The sequence below is a fragment of the Bordetella pseudohinzii genome (assembly GCF_000657795.2).
GTDB classification, from domain to species: Bacteria; Pseudomonadota; Gammaproteobacteria; order Burkholderiales; family Burkholderiaceae_B; genus Bordetella; species Bordetella pseudohinzii.
Window position 1 is genome coordinate 22,106 of record NZ_JHEP02000007.1, and the last position, 20,799, is coordinate 42,904.

The 20,799-nt window shown below is 63.9% G+C and carries 16 protein-coding genes, 1 tRNA gene and 1 CRISPR repeat array; of the genes, 14 read left to right on the forward strand and 3 right to left on the reverse strand.

From position 1 onward, the window contains the following. Positions 1-13 precede the first annotated feature (13 nt). A complete protein-coding gene (gene recN, locus L540_RS10580) occupies positions 14-1,669 on the forward strand; it encodes a DNA repair protein RecN (protein WP_043213462.1) in 1,656 nt (551 codons plus the stop codon). A 66-nt stretch (positions 1,670-1,735) separates the two neighbouring features. Here the strand turns inward: recN and fur are convergent, their stop codons facing one another. Then, a complete protein-coding gene (fur, locus tag L540_RS10585; protein ID WP_043213460.1) occupies positions 1,736-2,155 on the reverse strand; it encodes a ferric iron uptake transcriptional regulator in 420 nt (139 codons plus the stop codon). 220 nt (positions 2,156-2,375) lie between these two features. Between fur and L540_RS10590 the strand changes: the two genes are divergently transcribed. Next, on the forward strand, positions 2,376-2,933 hold the full coding sequence (locus L540_RS10590) for an outer membrane protein assembly factor BamE (protein ID WP_043213458.1): 558 nt from the start codon (positions 2,376-2,378) through the stop codon (positions 2,931-2,933). Positions 2,934-2,949: 16 nt separating this feature from the next. Further along, positions 2,950-3,741, forward strand: coding sequence for a 4-hydroxy-tetrahydrodipicolinate reductase (gene dapB, locus L540_RS10595; protein WP_043213457.1), 792 nt, complete (start codon positions 2,950-2,952; stop codon positions 3,739-3,741). A gap of 60 nt (positions 3,742-3,801) precedes the next feature. Here dapB and murB read toward each other — a convergent pair whose 3' ends face one another. Continuing rightward, entirely contained in the window at positions 3,802-4,821 is a 1,020-nt protein-coding gene (gene murB, locus L540_RS10600; RefSeq protein ID WP_180961672.1) for a UDP-N-acetylmuramate dehydrogenase, read from the reverse strand. Positions 4,822-5,032: 211 nt separating this feature from the next. Here murB and L540_RS10605 point away from each other — a divergent pair. The 11 genes from L540_RS10605 to L540_RS10655 all read left to right on the forward strand — a co-directional run bounded on the left by L540_RS10605 (position 5,033) and on the right by L540_RS10655 (position 19,618). Continuing rightward, positions 5,033-5,108, forward strand: a tRNA-Gly gene (locus tag L540_RS10605). A gap of 288 nt (positions 5,109-5,396) precedes the next feature. After that, positions 5,397-8,513 (forward strand): type II CRISPR RNA-guided endonuclease Cas9, encoded by a 3,117-nt coding sequence (gene cas9 / locus L540_RS10610; RefSeq protein WP_043213455.1) that lies wholly within the window; start codon positions 5,397-5,399, stop codon positions 8,511-8,513. A gap of 6 nt (positions 8,514-8,519) precedes the next feature. Beyond that, complete coding sequence (gene cas1 / locus L540_RS10615) at positions 8,520-9,449, forward strand: type II CRISPR-associated endonuclease Cas1 (protein ID WP_043213453.1); 930 nt, start codon at positions 8,520-8,522, stop codon at positions 9,447-9,449. A 29-nt stretch (positions 9,450-9,478) separates the two neighbouring features. Beyond that, positions 9,479-9,784 carry a CRISPR-associated endonuclease Cas2 gene (cas2, locus tag L540_RS10620; RefSeq protein WP_043213451.1) on the forward strand — a complete coding sequence of 102 codons (306 nt, stop codon included), beginning with the start codon at positions 9,479-9,481 and terminating at the stop codon, positions 9,782-9,784. Between the two features lie 70 nt (positions 9,785-9,854). Beyond that, a CRISPR array of direct repeats spans positions 9,855-11,274; the repeat unit is 36 nt; unit sequence ATTCTAGATCACTGGGAATTGCGCTCTAGCCGGAAC. 165 nt (positions 11,275-11,439) lie between these two features. Then, the gene (locus L540_RS10625; protein ID WP_048026271.1) at positions 11,440-12,264 is read left to right on the forward strand and encodes a TlpA family protein disulfide reductase; all 825 of its coding nucleotides are present in this window, start codon (positions 11,440-11,442) and stop codon (positions 12,262-12,264) included. A gap of 4 nt (positions 12,265-12,268) precedes the next feature. Beyond that, positions 12,269-13,042, forward strand: a complete 774-nt coding sequence (gene dsbG / locus L540_RS10630) for a thiol:disulfide interchange protein DsbG (protein ID WP_043213449.1) — start codon at positions 12,269-12,271, stop codon at positions 13,040-13,042. 295 nt (positions 13,043-13,337) lie between these two features. After that, positions 13,338-14,279 (forward strand): LysR family transcriptional regulator, encoded by a 942-nt coding sequence (locus tag L540_RS10635; RefSeq protein ID WP_043213447.1) that lies wholly within the window; start codon positions 13,338-13,340, stop codon positions 14,277-14,279. A gap of 89 nt (positions 14,280-14,368) precedes the next feature. Beyond that, positions 14,369-15,076: a GntR family transcriptional regulator gene (locus L540_RS10640; protein ID WP_043213445.1), complete on the forward strand. Its 708-nt coding sequence runs from the start codon at positions 14,369-14,371 to the stop codon at positions 15,074-15,076. Then, positions 15,073-17,688 (forward strand): Fe/S-dependent 2-methylisocitrate dehydratase AcnD, encoded by a 2,616-nt coding sequence (acnD, locus tag L540_RS10645; RefSeq protein WP_043213443.1) that lies wholly within the window; start codon positions 15,073-15,075, stop codon positions 17,686-17,688. Before L540_RS10640 ends, acnD begins: the two co-directional genes overlap by 4 nt. 54 nt (positions 17,689-17,742) lie before the next feature. Then, the gene (gene prpF, locus L540_RS10650; protein ID WP_043213440.1) at positions 17,743-18,927 is read left to right on the forward strand and encodes a 2-methylaconitate cis-trans isomerase PrpF; all 1,185 of its coding nucleotides are present in this window, start codon (positions 17,743-17,745) and stop codon (positions 18,925-18,927) included. Between the two features lie 82 nt (positions 18,928-19,009). Then, positions 19,010-19,618: a LysE family translocator gene (locus tag L540_RS10655; protein WP_043213438.1), complete on the forward strand. Its 609-nt coding sequence runs from the start codon at positions 19,010-19,012 to the stop codon at positions 19,616-19,618. Positions 19,619-19,740: 122 nt separating this feature from the next. Here the strand turns inward: L540_RS10655 and L540_RS10660 are convergent, their stop codons facing one another. Beyond that, positions 19,741-20,766: a Bug family tripartite tricarboxylate transporter substrate binding protein gene (locus L540_RS10660; protein WP_043213435.1), complete on the reverse strand. Its 1,026-nt coding sequence runs from the start codon at positions 20,764-20,766 to the stop codon at positions 19,741-19,743. Positions 20,767-20,799: the final 33 nt, after the last annotated feature.

Consider the following 20,799-nt stretch of genomic DNA (forward strand, 5'->3'; position numbering starts at 1 on the left):
GGCAGCGCCCGCCATGTTGCGAACCCTGCATATCCGCGACTTCGTCATCGTCGAACAGACGGAAATCCATTTCGGCGCCGGTTTCACCGTATTCACGGGCGAAACCGGCGCGGGCAAATCCATATTGATCGACGCGCTGGCCCTGGCACTGGGCGAGCGCGGCGACGCCAGCGTGCTGCGCGAAGGCGCGGCCAGGGCCGATATCACGGCCATCTTCGACACGCCCGCGCACCTGTCGGCCTGGCTGGCCGAGCGCGAACTCGAGCCCGCCGAAGAGCTGTCGCTGCGCCGCGTCATCGATGCCCAGGGGCGCAGCCGCGCCTATATCAACGGCATGCCCGCCACCGTCACACAGCTGCGCGAACTGGGCGACACCCTGGTCGACATCCATGGCCAACATGCTCACCAAAGCCTGATGCGCCCCGACGCGCAGCGCGAGCTGCTGGACGCGCATGGCGGGCATGGCGAGCTGCGCCAGGTCGTGGCGCAGGCCTGGAAGCACTGGCGCGGCCTGGCTCGCCAGCTCGAAACCGCCGAGCAAGACGCCGAAGCGCTGGCCGCCGAGCGCGAACGCCTGCAATGGCAGACCGAAGACCTGGACCGCCTCAACCTGGCCGAAGGCGAATGGGACGCGCTGCAGGCCGAACACAGCCGTCTGTCGCATGCCCAATCGCTGCTCGATGGCGCCAGCCAGATTCTCGAAGCCCTGGATGGCGAACAGGACTCGGCGCTGTCGCGCCTGAACGCGGCCAGCCATCGCCTGCAACAGATGCAGCGCCACGACAGCGGCCTGGGCGGCATCGCCGAAGAGCTGGAATCGGCGCGCATCGCCATGAGCGAAGCCGTCTCCGACCTGAACAACTACCTGAGCCGCGTCGACCTGGATCCGGACCGCCTGAATGCGGCCGAGGCGCGCCTGAGCGCCGTCTTCGAAACCGCGCGCAAGTTCAAGACCGAGCCCGAGCACCTGGCCGCCCTGCACGGCTCGCTGCGCGAGCAGCTGGCCCAGCTGCAGGCCGCCGGCGATGTCGACGCCCTGCGCGCCCAGGCCGAGGCCGCGCGGGCGCAATATGACAGCGCCGCGGCGCTGCTGACCGAGGCGCGCCGCAAGGTCGCCCGCGACCTGGGCAAGCAGGTCACCCAGGCCATGCAGACCCTATCCATGAGCGGCGGCCGCTTCGAGGCGGCCCTCGCGGCCGGTCCGGCCAGCGCCCAGGGCAATGAAACCGTCGAATTCCTGGTCGCCGGCCATGCCGGCACCACCCCCCGGCCGCTGGCCAAAGTGGCCTCTGGCGGCGAACTCTCGCGCATCTCGCTGGCGCTGTCGGTGATCGCCAGCCGCGCGGCGCGCGTGCCCACCCTGATCTTCGACGAAGTCGACAGCGGCGTGGGCGGCGCAGTGGCCGAGGTCGTGGGCAAGCTGTTGCACGAGCTGGGCGGGCGCCATCAGGTGCTGTGCGTCACCCACCTGCCCCAGGTGGCGGCCTGCGGCAACCACCAATTCCGCGTCAGCAAGACCGAAAAAGGCGGCGTCACGCGCTCGCGCATCGTCGAACTCGACGCCGACGAGCGCATCGAAGAAGTGGCCCGCATGCTGGGCGGCATCACCATCACGTCCACCACGCGCGACCACGCGCGCGAGATGCTGCAGAACACCCGCGCGGCCTGATCGTCCGGCGCGCGGACAAAAAAAGCCCCGGCCTGGGCCGGGGCTTGAGTGCTGCGCTGGGCGCGATCAACGGGCGCGCTGGCAGTCCGAGCAAATACCATACAGCACCATGGCATGGCTTTCGAGCACAAAGCCATTGTCCTTGGCGACCTTGTGCTGGCGCTTTTCGATGTCGACATCGGAAAACTCCACCACCTTGCCACAGTTGGTGCAGATGAGGTGATCGTGGTGATCACCGTCGTTGAGTTCAAACACCGCCTTGCCCGTGTCGAACTGGCTGCGGCTCAGGATGCCTGCCTGCTCGAACTGGGTGAGGACGCGATACACGGTAGCCAGGCCGATTTCGACGCTCTCGCCGATGAGGGCGCGATAGACGTCTTCGGCGCTGAGGTGGCGCTGGTCCGACTTGCGGAAAATGTCGAGAATCTTGAGGCGGGGAAACGTCGCCTTCAAGCCCATGTTCTTCAATTCGCTTTGGTCGCTCATGTAGTCGCTCTCCGTCCACTGAGGCGCGGCGCCGGAGCCCGGCCCAACCTGGGTCTAGTAATGCGGCCCCATTTCCGCACCGCCGCCTCGCATGATGAAACGGCCTACAAGACATTGGCTGGCAGAGCCCCAATTCCCGCTGCCTTGCGGAACTATCCGTTATTTAAACCTTTATGATAACGGTTTTGTCCGTTTCCAATAATAGGGGCGCGTAGTGTCCATGATTGCTCGTAATCCCTCCCGGCCCATCAAGGCAGTGCTGGGAACCCTGGTACTGGCCGCGGCCCTGGCCGGCTGCTCTTCCGGCAAATGGGGCTTCCCCTATCGCGCGGACATGCAGCAAGGCAACTGGATCACCCGCGAACAGGTCGCGCTGCTGCAGCCCGGCATGTCGCGCGAACAGGTGCGCTTCGCCCTGGGCAGCCCGACGCTGACCAGCGTGCTCCACGCCGACCGCTGGGACTACCCCTATTACTTCAAGCCCGGCTATGGCAAGGCCGAAGAACGCCACTTCACGGTCTTCTTCGAGAACGACCGCCTGGTGCGCTGGAGCGGCGACGAGCAGCCCGAGCTGCAGCCTTTCCAGATCAACAAGGTCGACGCCGAGCGCGCCGAGAAAGCCGCAAACACCGAAGACACCGCCGAGAAGCGCGAAGAGCAGGCCGAGAAGGCCGAGAAGGCCGAGCAGGCCCGGCCCCACATCCAGGTGAACTCGCCGGTCTCGCCGACCAATGCCTACCCTGGCCTGCCCGGCAATGCGCCCGAACCCCTCAAGTAAGCTCCAAGGAAAGACAATGCGTATTGCAATCGCCGGCGCCAGCGGCCGCATGGGCCACATGCTGATCGAGGCCGTCCTCAACACCGAGGGCGTCGAACTCGCCGTGGCGCTGGACCGCAAGGGCTCGCCGTCGCTGGGCCAGGATGCCGGAGCCTTCCTGGGCCGTGATACCGGCGTGCGGATCACCGACGACCTGGACAGCCTGTCCGGCGCCGACTGCCTGATCGACTTCACCCGCCCCGAAGGCACGCTGGAGCACCTGCAGGCCTGCCTGCGCCATGGCACCCGCATGGTCATCGGCACCACCGGCTTTGACGATGCCGGCCGCGCCGCCATCGAAGTGGCCGCGCAAAAAATCGCCGTGGTGTTCGCGCCCAATATGAGCGTGGGCGTCAACGCCACGCTCAAGCTGCTGGACATGGCCGCCCGGATCCTGAACAGCGGCTATGACGTCGAGGTCTTCGAAGCGCACCACCGCAATAAGGTCGATGCGCCCTCGGGCACCGCGCTGGCCATGGGCGAAGCCGTGGCCTCGGCCTGGAATGTCGCCCTGCCCGACGTGGCCACCTGGACGCGCCACGGCGACACCGGGCCGCGCAAACCCGGCACCATCGGCTTTTCGGTGGTGCGCGGCGGCGACATCGTCGGCGACCACACGGTCTACTTCTGCGGCACGGGCGAGCGCATCGAAATCACCCACCGCTCCAGCAGCCGCGCCACCTATGCCGAGGGCGCGGTGCGCGCCGCCAAATTCCTCGACGGCAAGCACAACGGCCTGTACGACATGCAGGCGGTGCTCGGGCTCTGAGCCGCGCCGCCACCCTGCATGAAAAAGCCGGCTCGCGCCGGCTTTTTCATGCAGGGTCCCTTAACGCACCACGATGGGCTCGGGCTCCAGCCGCACGCCATAGCGCGCCATGACATCATCCTGGATGGCGGCCGCCAGCGCCAGGATATCGGCCGCCCGCGCCCCGCCCCGGTTGACCAGCACCAAGGCCTGACGGTCGTGCACGGCGGCGGGCCCCAGGCCGCGCCCCTTCCAGCCGCACTGGTCGATCAGCCAGCCGGCGGCCAGCTTATAGCGCCCGTCGGGCTGCGGATATGACACCAGGCCGGGAAAGCGGGCCTGCAGACGCTCGCGCGTGGCGGCGTCGACCAGGGGATTCTTGAAGAAGCTGCCGGCATTGCCGACCACGGCCGGATCGGGCAGCTTGGCGCGGCGGATATCGCAGACCGCCTGGAAGATGGCGCGCGCATCGGCCGGCCCTTGCTGCAAGGCCGGCCAGCGCTGCAGGTCCGGATACTCCAGCACGGCGCGCCAGGGGCGCGGCAAGGCAAAGCGCACCCGGGTGATCAGCCAGCGGCCGGGCTCGCGCTTGAAGACGCTGTCGCGATAGGCAAAACGGCAATCCGCGGCCGAAAAGCGCACGGCGCGCGCCTCGCGCAAGTCCCAGGCGGTGAGGCTGTCGAAACGATCCGCCAGCTCCACCCCGTAGGCGCCGATATTCTGGACCGGCGCGGCGCCCACCGTGCCCGGGATGAGCGCGAGGTTTTCCAGCCCATCCCAGCCCTGCTCGACGCAATGCGCCACAAAATCATGCCAGCGCTCGCCGGCGGCCGCCTCGACGATCCATGCATCGGGACGCGCCTCGACCAGACGTATGCCGCGCAAGGCCACCCGCGCCACCAGGCCGTCCACGGTCTCGCCCAGCACCAGATTGCTGCCGCCGCCCAGCACGAAACAGGCGGGATAGGCCGCCGCCAGCGCCGACAAGGCAGGCAGCTGGGCCTCGTCCTCCAGGGTGACGAAAGCGTCGGCGCGCGACGCCAGGCCAAAGGTGTTCAAACCGCGCAGATCCTGGGCCGCGGGCGCGAGGGATATTGACATGGGCACGAAAAGCTATGCTATAGTTTCTGTCTTCGCTCATATTACTTGAACGATTGATGGGTCTGGCGCCAGCCTGCGACTCGCGGATTCGAGACCGCGGCGCGGCACGGCAAAAAAAGCCGCAGCCAGCACAAATCAAAATTTTCATGTATAATGCGCGTCTTTCGTGAATACAGCGGTGCGTCAAACCACTGCCAAAAACGAAACCCAAGCGGGAATAGCTCAGTTGGTAGAGCGCAACCTTGCCAAGGTTGAGGTCGCGAGTTCGAGACTCGTTTCCCGCTCCAAATTTTGAATTCATGGCTGATAAACATTCACCCATGAAGCCCCATACAGAAAGGCCGAAACCTTGAGTTTCGGCCTTTTTCTTTTTCTCCCACGCAACAAACACGCGCGCCCCGTCCGCAGGGTCTCCGAAGAAATGACGAAGGCCCCGCATGCGGGGCCTTCCATTTGGTGCATCTTTCTGCTTGTTAGCGTCCAGAGCGCAATTCCCAGTGAACTGTTCACAACGTTAGCATACTTTGCTACAAATTAAAATTAATTCGAACAGGCACAAATAAATAAGGGACATCATGGCAAAGCAAGTCAGATACCGCTTATCCCTCGACCTGGGCTCCACGTCCCTGGGCTGGGCAATATTCCGCCTTGATGCCGACGCCCACCCCACGGCCATTATCAAAGCGGGCGTGCGCATCTTCAGCGACGGCCGCAATGCCAAGGATGGCTCATCCCTTGCGGTGACGCGCCGCGCGGCGCGCAGCATGAGACGGCGGCGGGATCGATTGCTGCGCAGAAAAACCCGCATGCTGGATGCGCTGCTCGAGTACGGCTTTTTCCCGCAAGATGCGGCCCAGCGTAAAGCGCTGGAGCGGCTCAATCCCTATGCCTTACGCGCTGAAGGTTTAGCGCGCCCACTGACGCCCGGTGAATTCGCTCGTGCGATATTTCACCTCAATCAACGCCGAGGCTTCAAGAGCAACCGCAAGACAGACAAAAATGACAATGACAGTGGCGCGCTAAAGACTGCCACCAGCCAACTGCGACAAGACATACAGGCCAGCGGCTGTAGAACCGTCGGAGAATGGCTGTGGACACAGCGCCTGCAGAAGAAACCGGAGGGTGTTCCTCATCAGGGCGTAAGAGCCCGATACCGGGAAACACCCCACATCAACAGCGAGGGCAAAAAACGCATAGAAAAAAAGTACGACCTCTATATCGATCGAAGCATGATCGAGGCAGAGTTCGACGCACTCTGGAGCGCACAGGCAACCTTCAATCCCGTGGTCTTCCATGCCACGGCACACGAAAAACTGAAGGACATCTTGCTTTACCAGCGGCCATTGCGGCCCGTAAAGCCTGGTCGTTGCACGCTCTTGCCCGAAGAGGAACGCGCGCCATTGGCGTTGCCCAGCACCCAGCGATTCCGGATCTACCAAGAACTAAACAATCTGCGCCTTCTTGTCGATCAGCTCAATGAACAGCCCCTGACACTTGCACAACGCGACACGATTGCCACCCTGATGGAAGGTCGGGCAAAGATATCATTCGACCAAATCCGCAAGGCGCTCAAACTCGGGAGCATGACCAAGTTTAATCTGGAAGACGACAAACGAAACGAACTCAAAGGAAACGCCACGGGCAGCCAGCTGGCAAAGAAAGAGTTTTTCGGCCCGGCCTGGCATCAGTTCGACGAAGCGCTGCAGGATGACATCGTCTGGCACCTCTTGTCCGAGGAGAACGAGAGCGCGCTTATCTCCTGGCTACAAGACCGGACAGGTATCGACGCCGCCACCGCGCAGGCCGTTTCCAACGCATCCCTGCCGGAAGGATATGGAAGCCTCAGCCGAAAAGCGCTGGAGGTCATATTGCCCAGGCTTCGGAGTGAAGTCATCACCTATGACAAGGCCGTGCAGGCAGCCGGCTTTTCTCATCACAGCCAGCTTGGCTTCGAATATGATCCGGACGACGTTGAGGATTGGATCGACCACGCGACAGGCGAAGTAAAACCCATATTCAAGCGACTGCCTTACTATGGCAAGGCCTTGCAGCGACACGTCGCTTTTGGCAGCGGCAAACCCGAAGACTCCCAAGAGAAACGTTACGGAAAAATCGCCAACCCGACAGTGCATATTGGCCTGAACCAGGTACGAGTCGTCGCCAATGCCTTGATCGCCCGTTACGGTCGTCCGACGGAAATCATCATCGAATTGGCGCGCGACCTGAAACAAAGCCGGGAGCAACGGCAACAGGACCAAAGGCGACAAGCCGACAACCAGAAGCGCAATGCCCGGATCCGAAATTCCATCGCGCAAGCCCTGGGTATCGCCGAAGCGCGCGTACGCCGAGAAGACATCCAGAAATGGATCCTCTGGGAGGAGCTCGACCCCGGAGACGCCATGCACCGTTGCTGTCCATACAGCGGCGTGCCCATCAGCGCCTCCATGTTATTGAGCGAACAGGTGGAAATCGAACATATCCTCCCGTTCTCAATGACTTTGGACGACAGTCTGAACAACCGAACCGTATCCCTGCGCCAGGCGAACCGCATCAAACGCAACCGTTCCCCGTGGGACGCCAGGGAGGACTTCGAAGCACAGGGCTGGCACTACGATGGCATCTTGCAGCGCGCCGGGCTCATGCCCGTCCAGAAGCGCTATCGTTTCGCCGCCGACGGGTATCAACGCTGGCTGCGGGACGACCAGGACTTTCTCGCTCGGGCGCTCAATGACACCCGGTATCTTTCGCGCATCGCGGCGGAATACTTGCGGCTGGTATGCCCACAGGGTACGCGGGTCATCCCTGGCCAATTGACCGCGCTTCTGCGCAGACGATTCGGCCTGAACGATATCCTCGGCTTGGAGGGTGAAAAAAACCGCAACGACCATCGTCATCACGCCGTCGATGCCTGCGTCATCGGCATCACCGATCACGGTCTGATGCAACGCTTTGCGCGGGCCAGCGCACAGGCCCGCGAGCAAGGTTTGACACGGCTGGCCGAAGAAATGCCGCTGCCCTGGCCGACCTACCGTGATCATGTAGACCGTGCGGTATCTCTTATATGGGTCAGCCATAAACCCGATCATGGCCACGAGGGCGCCATGATGGAAGAAACCGCCTATGGACTCATGAAAGACGGGACCATTCGTCAACGCCACAAGGCGGACGGAACCAAGGGACGCGAGGTCGCCAATGTGATTCGCATAGCGGAGCCCGCGCAACCCACCCGGCACGGCGTCGATGATCAAGGCCGCCCCCTCCCCTACAAAGGCTACATTGGCGGCAGCAATTATTGCATCGAGATCACCCGCGGCGCTCAAGGCAAATGGGAAGGCACGGTTATCTCCACTTCTGACGCCTATGGCATCGTGCGCGCTCGCGGCATAGCCGGATTGCGGAACACATCGCAGGGCCAAAATGGTCATCCACTTGTCATGCGGCTTGTCATTGGAGATAGCCTACGGCTCCGAATCAACGATGCGCTGCAAACCATGCGGGTAACCAAGATCTCCGGCAATGGGCAAGTTTTCATGGCTGGCGTACACGAGGCAAACGTGGACGCCCGCAACCGGGATAAATCCCAGGCATTTGCCCTGGTGTCGAAAATGGCGGGTTCCTTGCAGGCCGCCCAAGCCCGGCAAGCGACGATATCGCCGATAGGCGAAATCCGCGATCCTGGATTTCCGGGCTAGGACGCCATGATCGGCCGCATCGTCGAAATTGCGGATGACCGGCGCCATTTGTACGTCAACCGTGGATTCCTCGTCGTCAAGGATACGGAGGGCGAACGCAAGGAGCTTGGGCAGATCCCGCTGGACGACATCGCGGCCGTTGTCGCAAATGCGCACGGCCTGAGCTACACCAACAACCTTTTGGTCGCGCTGGCGGAACGAGGCGCTCCCTTCGTGCTTTGCGGATCAAACCACAATGTAATCGGCATGCTGCTATCCGTGGATAGCCATCATATCCAGGCCAAGCGTATCGAAGCGCAGATCGCCGCCGCCCTTCCCACGCACAAACGCCTGTGGGCCACCGTCATCAGAGCCAAGCTCGCTCAACAGGCAGCAACCCTAATAGCAACCGGAGCGCCTAGCGCTCCTTTGCTCGCACTTGTACGCAAAGTCAAAAGCGGCGATCCTGAAAACATCGAAGGCCAAGGCGCGAGACGCTACTGGACTTTGCTATTCGGGCCGGATTTCCGGCGAGACATCGATGGCGGCAGCCTCAACGGCCTTCTCAATTACGGCTACACCATTCTGCGGTCCGCTACCGCGCGGGCCATCATCGCCGCCGGTCTACATCCCAGCATCGGGCTGCATCACAGCAACGATGCCAACGCCATGCGTCTAGTTGACGATCTCATGGAACCGTTCCGCCCCATCCTGGACTTAAAGGTATGGCAACTACGCAAGGCGGGCGAGACTCACGTCACACCAGAGACCAAACGCAGCTTGGTGCACGTCCTGCATGACGACATGCAGACAAAAACTGGAGTGACGCCGGTCATGGTATGCATGCAAAGGCTGGCAGTATCGTTGGCCCAGGTCTACCTGGGAGAACGAAAAGACCTCGAACTGCCTCTGCCCGGCCTGCCAATTTCTCTGGCCAATAGCCTGAACGGCGACTGATTTTCGACATGCTTTCGGGATATCGACTAATGTGGATGCTGGTGATGTTCGACCTGCCCGTCCTTGAAAAAGCCGAACGCAAAGCCGCCTCGGCTTTTCGCAATACCCTGCTGGATCTAGGGTTCGAGATGAGCCAGTTCAGTGTTTACCTGCGGTTCTGCACCAGCCAGGCCCAGCTTGACACTTTGTGCAAATCGGTCGAACAATGCCTTCCGGAAGGCGGCAAGGTCCACGTACTCCAATTCACGGATAAACAGTACGAGCGCACGATCACCTATCAAGGAAAATCGCGCCAACCCTCGAAAAAAGCCCCGGATCAGTTCGATCTTTTCTGACAATGAGCACTCTTTTTTTACTCAGAGAATTGAATAACCCCCTGATAAATCAGGGGGTTATGGGAACAACATTCTAGATCACTGGGAATTGCGCTCTAGCCGGAACATGTTTATCGTGATCACGATTTTGTCGTGGATTCTAGATCACTGGGAATTGCGCTCTAGCCGGAACGCGGTGGTTCTGCGCCGATTAACATTAATATTCTAGATCACTGGGAATTGCGCTCTAGCCGGAACAGTGATCTTCTTCGTAACATAACGCGCTACATTCTAGATCACTGGGAATTGCGCTCTAGCCGGAACACTAGCGTTGTAGTTATGTTGCGTGATTGCATTCTAGATCACTGGGAATTGCGCTCTAGCCGGAACCGCATCGACGGACCGCAGATCAGATCATCGATTCTAGATCACTGGGAATTGCGCTCTAGCCGGAACAAGTCGAAGTACAGCATGTTGAGGGACTAGATTCTAGATCACTGGGAATTGCGCTCTAGCCGGAACGTATGCCGTATTCGATGCGCCCCCAGCAGATTCTAGATCACTGGGAATTGCGCTCTAGCCGGAACTCTTTCACGTCCTTTCCTTGAGAGAGTCCAATTCTAGATCACTGGGAATTGCGCTCTAGCCGGAACGGTCGTCACGCCTTCCCGACCGCCGCTGTCATTCTAGATCACTGGGAATTGCGCTCTAGCCGGAACAGTGGCGTTTCAGCTGTCATTCCCGTACCTATTCTAGATCACTGGGAATTGCGCTCTAGCCGGAACATCAGTCGCATGAAGCTGCCGCCGTACTGAATTCTAGATCACTGGGAATTGCGCTCTAGCCGGAACGGGTGAGGGCGTAGAGGGGAATGTTCATGGATTCTAGATCACTGGGAATTGCGCTCTAGCCGGAACACGTGTTACGACGCGATTTCGCTTCCAATAATTCTAGATCACTGGGAATTGCGCTCTAGCCGGAACTGGAACAAGAAGTGATCGCACCGCCGGAAGATTCTAGATCACTGGGAATTGCGCTCTAGCCGGAACTATTTGGATTGGTGCAAGTTCTATCTGGAAATTCTAGATCACTGGGAATTGCGCTCTAGCCGGAACTTGCCCGTCATGGACGTGACGGCGCCGTCGATTCTAGATCACTGGGAATTGCGCTCTAGCCGGAACATCCATCCGAATTCACTACGGGCCAAGCTGATTCTAGATCACTGGGAATTGCGCTCTAGCCGGAACATAGCGATGCAGGGACGGCGCGCGTTGACTATTCTAGATCACTGGGAATTGCACTCTAGCCGGAACGGCCGCTCCAGTACCACTCGTGACGAAACTATTCTAGATCACTGGGAATTGCGCTCTAGCCGGAACTCAGATGCACTGCTACATCCGCCAGTCCGAATTCTAGATCACTGGGAATTGCGCTCTAGCCGGAACCCTACGCGGGTTCGACTCCCGCAGCCCGCTATTCTAGATCACTGGGAATTGCGCTCTAGCTGAAAAAAATTGGCAGACTACCCCACACGGCAGAACGTGAACCTCTTAACGCTCCATTAATCCAAGTCCTGGATCCTTGATTGTCATTGTGAGCGCAGGCGGAGTGGATGGGGTTGGATTACCGGTGTTTGTCAGTGTTTCCGGGCGTGTGTCCGTCCTGGGCGGCAAGCCATGCATAGCGTCGGCCCATTTTCCGTCCAGGTGATCGCCGTGGCGCTTGCCGCCGTCCTGGCCTGGCTGGCCGCGCGGCTGCTGTGGCGCAAGGACGGCACGGGCAAGCGCGCCGCCGCCGTGCTGCTCGACGCCCTGCTCATCGGCCTGCTGGCCGCCCGTGCGCTCTATGTGCTGCGCTGGTGGCCGGATTACAGCGCCGCGCCGCGGGCCATCGTGTCCGTCGGCGATGGCGGTTTTTATTGGTGGGCCGGTCTGCCGGCCGGCCTGGCTTATCTGGCCTGGCGCACGCGCGGGCTGCCGCCGCTGCGGCAAGCCGCGCTGGGCAGCGCGGCCATCGGCATCGCAGTGTGGACTTTCGCCCAGGGCTATATCGTCCAGGCGCGGCGGGCGTCCCTGCCCGCCCTGGCGCTGGAGACGCTGGATGCGCGCCCGGTCTCGCTGGATCAATACGCCGGGCAGCCGCTGGTCATCAATCTGTGGGCGTCGTGGTGCCCGCCCTGCCGGCGCGAAATGCCGGTGCTGGCGCAGGCCCAGGCGGACTATCCCGGCGTGCGCTTTCTCTTGATCAACCAGGGCGAAGACGCGGCGACCGTGCGCGATTTCCTGGCGCGGCAGGGCCTGGCGTTCAAGGATGTGCTGCTGGACCCGGCTTCGCGCGCCATGCCGGCGCTGCGCACCCGCGGCCTGCCCACGACGCTGTTCTTCGATGCGCAAGGACGGCTGGCCCAGGCGCATATGGGCGAACTGACCGCCGCGCGCCTGCGCCAGACGCTGCAAGATCCTCTCATGTCACCGCCGGACGCAATCAGGCTCCAGGAGTAGCGCCATGTTCTCAACAAAATCCCTTGTCTCCGCCCTGTTGGGCATCGCCGCCCTGGGCGCCGCCGCGAACGGCTTTGCCGGCGAGCCGGAGCGTCCCGCCGTGATCCGCGCGCTGGAGCGCCAGGGCCTAAGCCACGTCCAGGAACTGGGCAAGGTCAGCGGGCTGCGCGGCTACGCCGGCATGGCGGGCCAGCAGCCCATCACCATCTATGTGGCCGACGATGGCAATGCCATCGTCGGCAGCCGCATCAGTCCCGAGGGCGAGAACCTGGACGAGGCTCGCGTGCAGGAACTGGTCGCCAAGCCCATGGGCGAGGCCATCTGGAAGCAGCTGGACGAGTCGACGTGGGTGGCCGATGGCAAGGCGCGGGCGCCGCGCGTGGTTTATGCCTTCAGCGATCCCAATTGCCCCTACTGCAATCGCTTCTGGGAAGCCGCCCGCCCCTGGGTGGACGCGGGCAAGGTGCAGCTGCGCCACATCATCGTGGGTGTCATCCGTGCCGACAGCAGCACCAAGGCCGCCGCCATTCTCGGCGCGCCCGACCGGAGCGCCGCGCTGCTCGAGAACGAACGCCATTTCCGCCAAGGCGGCATCAAGCCCGCGGCCAGCGTGCCGGCGGCCATCCGCGACAGCCTGGATAACAATCAGATCCTGATGGCGGAGCTGGGTTTTCGCGGCACGCCCGGCATCCTCTACAAGGACGAGCAGGGACGGGTGCAGCGCGTCAATGGCATGCCGCGCCCGGAGGCCCTGGAGCGCGTGCTCGGCCCACGCTAGGCGCGCCCCGCGCCGCTATGTCTTGAGCGCATCCAGCAAGGCGGCTTCGAGGCGGTCCACATCGACCTTGCGGTTGTGGCCATGAAAGCTGATGCGCAGCCGCTGGCGGCGCGGACATGGTTCGGCAAGGGGATGTCCGGCGATGGGAGCCTGGGCATGACCGTGAGCGCGCGGACTCAGGCCCAGTTTAGGGCTTGGGCATGGCCCGGTTCCGGGGGGATCCGCTACTATCAGCCATGCATTATCTGCATAGCTTGATGCGTATTATTTCCGTGGCTGACGCCGCGGCCAGACGATGAATACCCAGCAGCTCGACTACCTCAAGCAGGCCGTCAAGGCCGGCAGTTTTTCCCGCGCGGCCGATATCCTGGGCCTTAGCCAATCCCGCTTGAGCCGGCAGGTGGCGGCCCTGGAGCAGGAAATGGGCTGCCCGCTGCTGAGGCGCCATGGCCGGGGCGTCGCCGCCACCGCCGCCGGCGAACGTCTGCTGGCGCTGGCCGAGACCTTTCTGCAGGAAGTCGCCCGCCTGAAGTCGGCGGGCGCCGGGCGCGGCTTGCAGGGCGAGTTCAAGCTGGGCGTGCCCATGTTCTTTTCGCAGTCCCTGGCGCCAGACCTGATGGCGGCCGTGCGCAGCCGTTATCCCGGCTTGAGTTTCACGGTGCGCGAAGGGCCTAGCGGCGATCTGCACGATTGGCTGCTGGCCGGCGAGCTGTCGGCGGCGGTGATCCACGAGTCCAAGCGCCCGCGCCAGCTGGAAGGCGATGCGCTTTTCCTGGAGCCGGTTTTCGTGGTCGGCACGCGCGAACTGGCGCGGCGCCACGGCCTGCCCCTGGACCGGGGCCTGAGCCTGCGCGAACTGGCCCGACTGCCCATCCTGGTGCCGACCCGCCGCCATGGCACCCGCCTGGATTTCGATGCGCTCATGCGCCGGCACCGGCTGACGCCCGACATCGTCCATGAAGTAGACGCGCTGGGCGCGCGCATGCTGCTGGCGCGCAGCGGCGCCGGCGTGACGATATTCGAGTCGGCGGGCCTGCTGGCCGAAAGAAAAGACCCTTCGCTTTTTGTGCTGCCCCTGGCCGACCCGGCATTCTTTCACCGGCTGGTGTGGGTGGATGCGCGCGAACCGGAGCGCGGCGCCCAATGGCGCGGCCTGCTGCGCTTCCTGAAGCGCGGCATTGTGCGGCTGCGCCAGGATCTGGGTGATGGCGGCCCGGCCAAGCTCTTGCAGTCCTAGGCATTCGGGGCTACATTGTCGACAATCAGCTCACCAAAGGCGAATAAATCGGGCAAACACCGACCAAACGTCTCAGGATTGTCAACACGATGGACCAACCCATCCTGCCCTCAGATCTCCCCGGAGACAGCGAGACCCTATCCGACCAGCTGTTCCGCAAGCTGCAGTCCGCCATCATCAAGGGCGAGATCGCGCCGGGCAGCAAGATGTCGGAACCGGAACTGGCCCGCGCCCATGGCGTGAGCCGGGGCCCCTTGCGCGAGGCGCTGCACCGCCTGGAAGGCCAGCGCCTGCTGGTGCGCGTGCCGCACGCCGGCGCGCGCGTCGTGTCCCTGAGCCCCAAGGAGCTCAGCGAGCTCTACGAAATCCGCGAGTCCCTGGAAGGCATGGCCTGCCGCCTGGCGGCGGCCCGCATGCCGGCCGCCGAAGTCCAGCAGCTGCGCGATGTGCTGCATGCGCATGAAAAAGACGCCGCCTTCCAGGCCGGGCTGGGCTATTACCAGCAAGAGGGCGATTACGACTTCCACTACCGCATCGTCAAGGGCAGCGGCAATGAGATGCTGTTCCGCATGCTGTGCGACGAGCTCTACCAGCTCGCCCGCATGTACCGCATCCAGTACTCCAACACCCCCAACCGGCCGCGCCAGTCGTATGCCGAGCATCACCGCATCCTGGACGCCATCGCCGAGGGCGACGGCGAACTGGCCGAACTCCTGATGCGGCGGCATATCCGTGCCTCCCGTCTCAATATCGAACAGCAAATCACCCAAGGCAATCAGCCCGAGAGCGAAGCATGAACCATTCCTACCGCAAGCCCCTGCCGGGCACCCGCCTGGACTATTTCGACGCCCGCGCCGCCGTGGAAGCCATTGCTCCCGGCGCCTACGATGAACTGCCCTATACCTCGCGCGTGCTGGCCGAGAACCTGGTGCGGCGCTGCGACCCCGCGCTGCTCAACGATGCGCTCAAGCAGCTGATCGAACGCCGCCGCGACCTGGACTTCCCCTGGTATCCGGCGCGCGTGGTCTGCCATGACATCCTGGGCCAGACGGCTCTGGTGGACCTGGCCGGCCTGCGCGATGCCATCGCCGACAAGGGCGGCGATCCGGCCAAGGTCAATCCGGTGGTGCCGGTGCAATTGATCGTCGACCACTCGCTGGCGGTGGAATATGGCGGCGACGATCCGGATGCCTTCGCCAAGAACCGCGCGGTCGAAGACCGCCGCAACGAGGACCGCTTCCATTTCATTGACTGGACCAAGCAGGCCTTCCGCAATATCGATATCGTGCCGCCGGGCAATGGCATCATGCACCAGATCAATCTGGAGCGCATGTCGCCCGTCATCTATACCCAGGACGGCGTGGCCTATCCGGATACGCTGGTGGGCACCGACAGCCATACGCCCCATGTGGACGCGCTGGGCGTGATCGCCATCGGCGTGGGCGGGCTGGAAGCCGAAAACGTCATGCTGGGCCGTGCCTCCTGGATGCGCCTGCCCGACATCATCGGCGTGGAACTCACCGGCCGCCCCCAGGCCGGCATCACCGCCACCGACATCGTGCTGACCCTCACCGAATTCCTGCGCAAGGAGAAAGTGGTCGGCGCCTACCTGGAGTTCCATGGCGAAGGCGCCGCCGCGCTCACGCTGGGCGACCGCGCGACCATCTCCAACATGGCGCCCGAGTACGGCGCCACGGCGGCCATGTTCGCCATCGATCAACAGACCATCGCCTATCTTCGCCTGACCGGCCGCGAAGAAAGCCAGGTCGCGCTGGTGGAAACCTATGCCAAGACCGCCGGTCTCTGGGCCGACAGCCTGACAACCGCGCGCTATGAGCGCGTGCTGCGCTTTGATCTCGGCAGCGTGGTGCGCACGCTGGCCGGCCCGTCCAACCCGCATCGCCGCCTGCCCGTGTCGGCGCTGGCCGAGCGCGGCATCGCCGGCAAGGTTGAAAACACCCCGGGGCAGATGCCCGATGGCGCGGTCATCATCGCCGCCATCACCAGCTGCACCAACACCAGCAATCCGCGCAATGTGATCGCCGCCGGCCTGCTGGCGCGCAATGCCAACCGCGCCGGCCTGAAGCGCCAGCCCTGGGTCAAGAGTTCGCTGGCGCCCGGCTCCAAGACGGTCGCGCTCTACCTCGAAGAAGCCGGCCTGCTGCCCGAACTCGAAAAACTCGGCTTCGGCGTGGTGGCCTTTGCCTGTACCACGTGCAACGGCATGTCCGGCGCGCTCGACCCGGCCATCCAGCAGGAAATCATCGACCGCGATCTCTATGCCACCGCCGTGCTGTCAGGCAACCGCAATTTCGACGGCCGCATCCACCCCTACGCCAAGCAGGCCTTCCTGGCCTCGCCGCCCCTGGTCGTGGCCTACGCCATCGCCGGCACCATCCGCTTTGACATCGAGCGCGACGTCCTGGGCGTGGACGCCCAGGGACGCGAGATCCGCCTGGCCGACATCTGGCCCAGCGACGAAGAGATCGACGCCGTGGTGAGCTCGGCCGTCAAGCCCGAGCAGTTCCGCAAGGTCTACGCGCCCATGTTCGGCATCCAGGACGACCGCAAATCGGCCGTGGACCCGCTGTATCCCTGGCGCCCGATGAGCACCTATATCCGCCGTCCGCCCTACTGGGAAGGCGCGCTGGCCGGCGAGCGCACGCTGCGCGGCATGCGGCCGCTGGCGGTGCTGGGCGACAACATCACCACCGACCATCTCTCGCCGTCCAACGCCATCATGCTCGACAGCGCGGCGGGCGAATACCTCGCCAAGATGGGCCTGCCCGAAGAGGATTTCAATTCCTACGCCACGCACCGGGGCGACCACCTCACCGCGCAACGCGCCACCTTCGCCAATCCCAAGCTCTTCAACGAAATGGTGAAGAACGAAGACGGCAGCGTGCGCCAGGGCTCGCTGGCCCGCGTGGAGCCCGAAGGCAAGGTGATGCGCATGTGGGAAGCCATCGAAACCTATATGGAACGCAAGCAGCCGCTCATCATCGTGGCCGGCGCCGATTACGGCCAGGGCTCTTCGCGGGACTGGGCGGCCAAGGGCGTGCGCCTGGCGGGCGTGGAGACCATCGTCGCCGAAGGCTTCGAGCGCATCCACCGCACCAACCTGATCGGCATGGGCGTGCTGCCGCTGGAATTCAAGCCGGGCGTCAATCGCAAGACGCTGGGGCTGGACGGCACCGAGACCTATGATGTGGTGGGCCAGCGCAAACCCCGCGCCGACCTGACCCTGGTCATTCACCGCCGCGACGGCCGGCGCGAAGAGGTGGCGGTCACCTGCCGCCTGGACACGGCCGAGGAAGTCTCCATCTACGAGGCGGGCGGCGTGCTGCAACGCTTCGCCCAGGACTTCCTGGAGGCCGCCTCGGCCGCCGACGCCCGGCAAGCCGGCTGATTCATCGGGCGGGCATCCCGCCCCAACCTTTACTCTCCCTACCAGGACTGCGACATGGCACATGCCCCCCAGATCCGCATCCCCGCCACCTATATGCGCGGCGGCACCAGCAAAGGCGTGTTCTTCAAACTGGACGATCTGCCGGCGTCCGCCCGGGTGCCCGGCCCCGCGCGCGATGCGCTCCTGATGCGCGTGATCGGCAGCCCCGACCCCTATGGCAAGCAGATCGACGGCATGGGCGCGGCCACCTCCAGCACCAGCAAGACCGTCATCCTGTCCAAGAGCAGCCGGCCCGGCCATGATGTCGATTATCTGTTCGGCCAAGTCGCCATCGACCAGCCCTTCGTGGACTGGAGCGGCAATTGCGGCAATCTGTCGGCCGCGGTGGGCCCCTTCGCCATCACCAATGGGCTGGTGGACGCCGACCGCGTGCCGGCCAACGGCATTGCCGTGGTGCGCATCTGGCAGGCCAATATCGGCAAGACCATCGTGGCCCATGTGCCCATGACCGATGGCGCGGTCCAGGAAACCGGCGACTTCGAGCTCGACGGCGTGACTTTCCCCGCCGCCGAGATCCAGCTGGAATTCATGAATCCCGCCGAAGAGGGCGACGGCGGCTCGATGTTCCCGACCGGCAACGTGGTCGATGAGCTTGATGTGCCAGGCGTGGGGCGCTTCAAGGCCACCATGATCAACTCCGGCATCCCGACCATCTTTCTTGATGCCGAAGCGCTGGGCTACAAGGGCACGGAGCTGCAGGACGACATCAATGGCGACCCGGCCGCGCTGGCCCGTTTCGAGACCATACGCGCCCACGGCGCGCTGCGCATGGGCCTGATCGGCAAGCTTGAAGAAGCCGCCTCGCGCCAGCACACGCCCAAGGTCGCCTTCGTGGCGCCGCCGCGCGAATACCTGGCGTCCAGCGGCAAGCGTATCGCCCAATCCGATGTCGACGTGCTGGTGCGCGCGCTTTCCATGGGCAAGCTGCATCACGCCATGATGGGCACGGCCTCGGTCGCCATCGCCACGGCCGCCGCCGTGCCGGGCACCCTGGTCAATCTGGCCGCCGGCGGCGGGCAGCGCGACACGGTGTGCTTTGGCCACCCTTCGGGTACGCTGCGCGTGGGCGCCAAGGCCGAGCTTGTCGACGGCGAATGGACCGTCACCAAGGCCATCATGAGCCGCAGCGCGCGCATCCTCATGGAAGGCCGCGTGCACCTGCCCCGCGACGGCTTCTGACCTCGGCGCGGGCGGGCGCGGCTTGCGCCCGCCCACCCGCCGGCTCTAGACTGGCCGCTTTCCTTCTCCGGCTTTTATCGTCATGGCGCTGCACAGCTGGCTGATCTATCTGGTCGCCGTCACCGGCCTGTCCCTCACCCCCGGCCCCAACACCCTGCTGGCGCTCACGCATGGCGCCCTGCATGGCCACCGCCGCGCTCTGTGCACCATCGCCGGCGGCGCCGTGGGCTTCATCGCCCTTATCGCGCTGTCCATGCTGGGCATCAGCGCGCTGCTCAAAGCCTGGGCGCCGGCGTTGACGCTGCTCAAGTGGGCGGGCGGCGCCTACCTGGTGTGGCTGGGTTTGCAGCTCTGGCGCGCGCCGGGCGTGCAGCTGCAGCCCACCCCCGGCATGCCCGGCCTGCGCGCCACGCGCATGTTCAGCCAAGGCTTTCTATCGGCCATCTCCAACCCCAAGGCCCTGCTCTTCTACGGCGCCTTTCTGCCGCAATTCATCGATCCCGCGCGCAGCCTGCTGACCCAGTTCGTCGTGATGGCGGCCACTTTCGCCGGCATCGAGTTCGTCGTCGAATACCTGCTGGCCCGCCTGGCGCACCGCGTGCGCCCCTGGCTGGAGCGCAGCGGCCGCCGCTTCAACAAGCTGTGCGGCGGCCTGTTCGCCGCCATGGGCATCGCCCTGCCCACGACATAGCGGCCCCCAGGCCCGCGCCGGCACAAAAAAAAACCAGGCCCGCCAAGGCCTGGCTTGAAAGCAGCGCGGCGCTGCCGGCGACCGGCGAGACGCCAGCCACGCCGCGCCGTTGCTACCGGTACTCAGTCGACGCTGGCGCCCGAGATCTTGACGGCCTCGGCCCACTTGGCGATTTCCTTTTCCACGAAGACGCCGAATTGCTCGGGCGTGGATGGCGTGAACTCGCTGCCGGCGGCGATCATCTTCTGCTTGGCCGCCGGGTCGGCCATGACTTCGCGCATATCGGCCGAGATCTTTTCAACCAACGCCTTGGGCGTGCCCTTGGGCGCGAAAAAACCCGACCACGGCGGGGCGGCAAAGCCCGGGAAGCCCTGCTCGGCCACCGTGGGGTAATCCGGCGCGCTGGCAAAGCGCTCGCCGGTCGTGAGCGCGATGATCCGCAGCTTGCCGCTCTTGGCATAGGCCTGCACGGCCGGCAGGCCGGTGATGCCCACCTGGATCTGGCCGCCCAGCAGGTCGGTGACCATGGGCGCGCTGCCCCGGTAGGGGATATGGGTCAGGGCGAACTGCCCCCGGTTCTTCAGCAGCTCCATGCCCAGATGCGAGGCCGTGCCGTTGCCGTCCGAACCATAGGAGTACTGCACCACGCCTTTTTTCAGCAGCGCGATCAGCTCGGTCAGGTTCTTGGCCGGCACGTCGTTGTTGACCACGATGGCATTGGGATAGAGCGTGGCCTGGGTGATGGGCTCGAAGTCCTTGCGCGGGTCATAGCGCATGTTCTTGTACAGCGAGGTGTTGATGCTGTGCGAACCGGTCACGCCCAGCACCAGCGTATAGCCGTCCGGCGCGGCGCGGGCCACGTACTCGGAGCCGAGGTTGCCGCCGGCGCCAGGACGGTTCTCGACGACAACGCCCTGGCCCCACTTCTTGGACAGGCCCTCGGCCACCAGGCGGGCCGTGATGTCGGTCGCGCCGCCCGCCGGGAAGGGCACGATGATCGTGACCGGACGCGACGGATAGGCGTCGCTGGCCATTGCGCCGGCCATGGCCGACATGCCCAGCACCCCGGCCAGCAGAGGCAGGGCGGCGCGCTTGAGCAGGCTGCGGCGCAGGCTGGCGCCGGCAGTGGAGAAAATCCCCGTATTCATATGTCTATCCTTCTGTGCTCGAATCAATGCAAA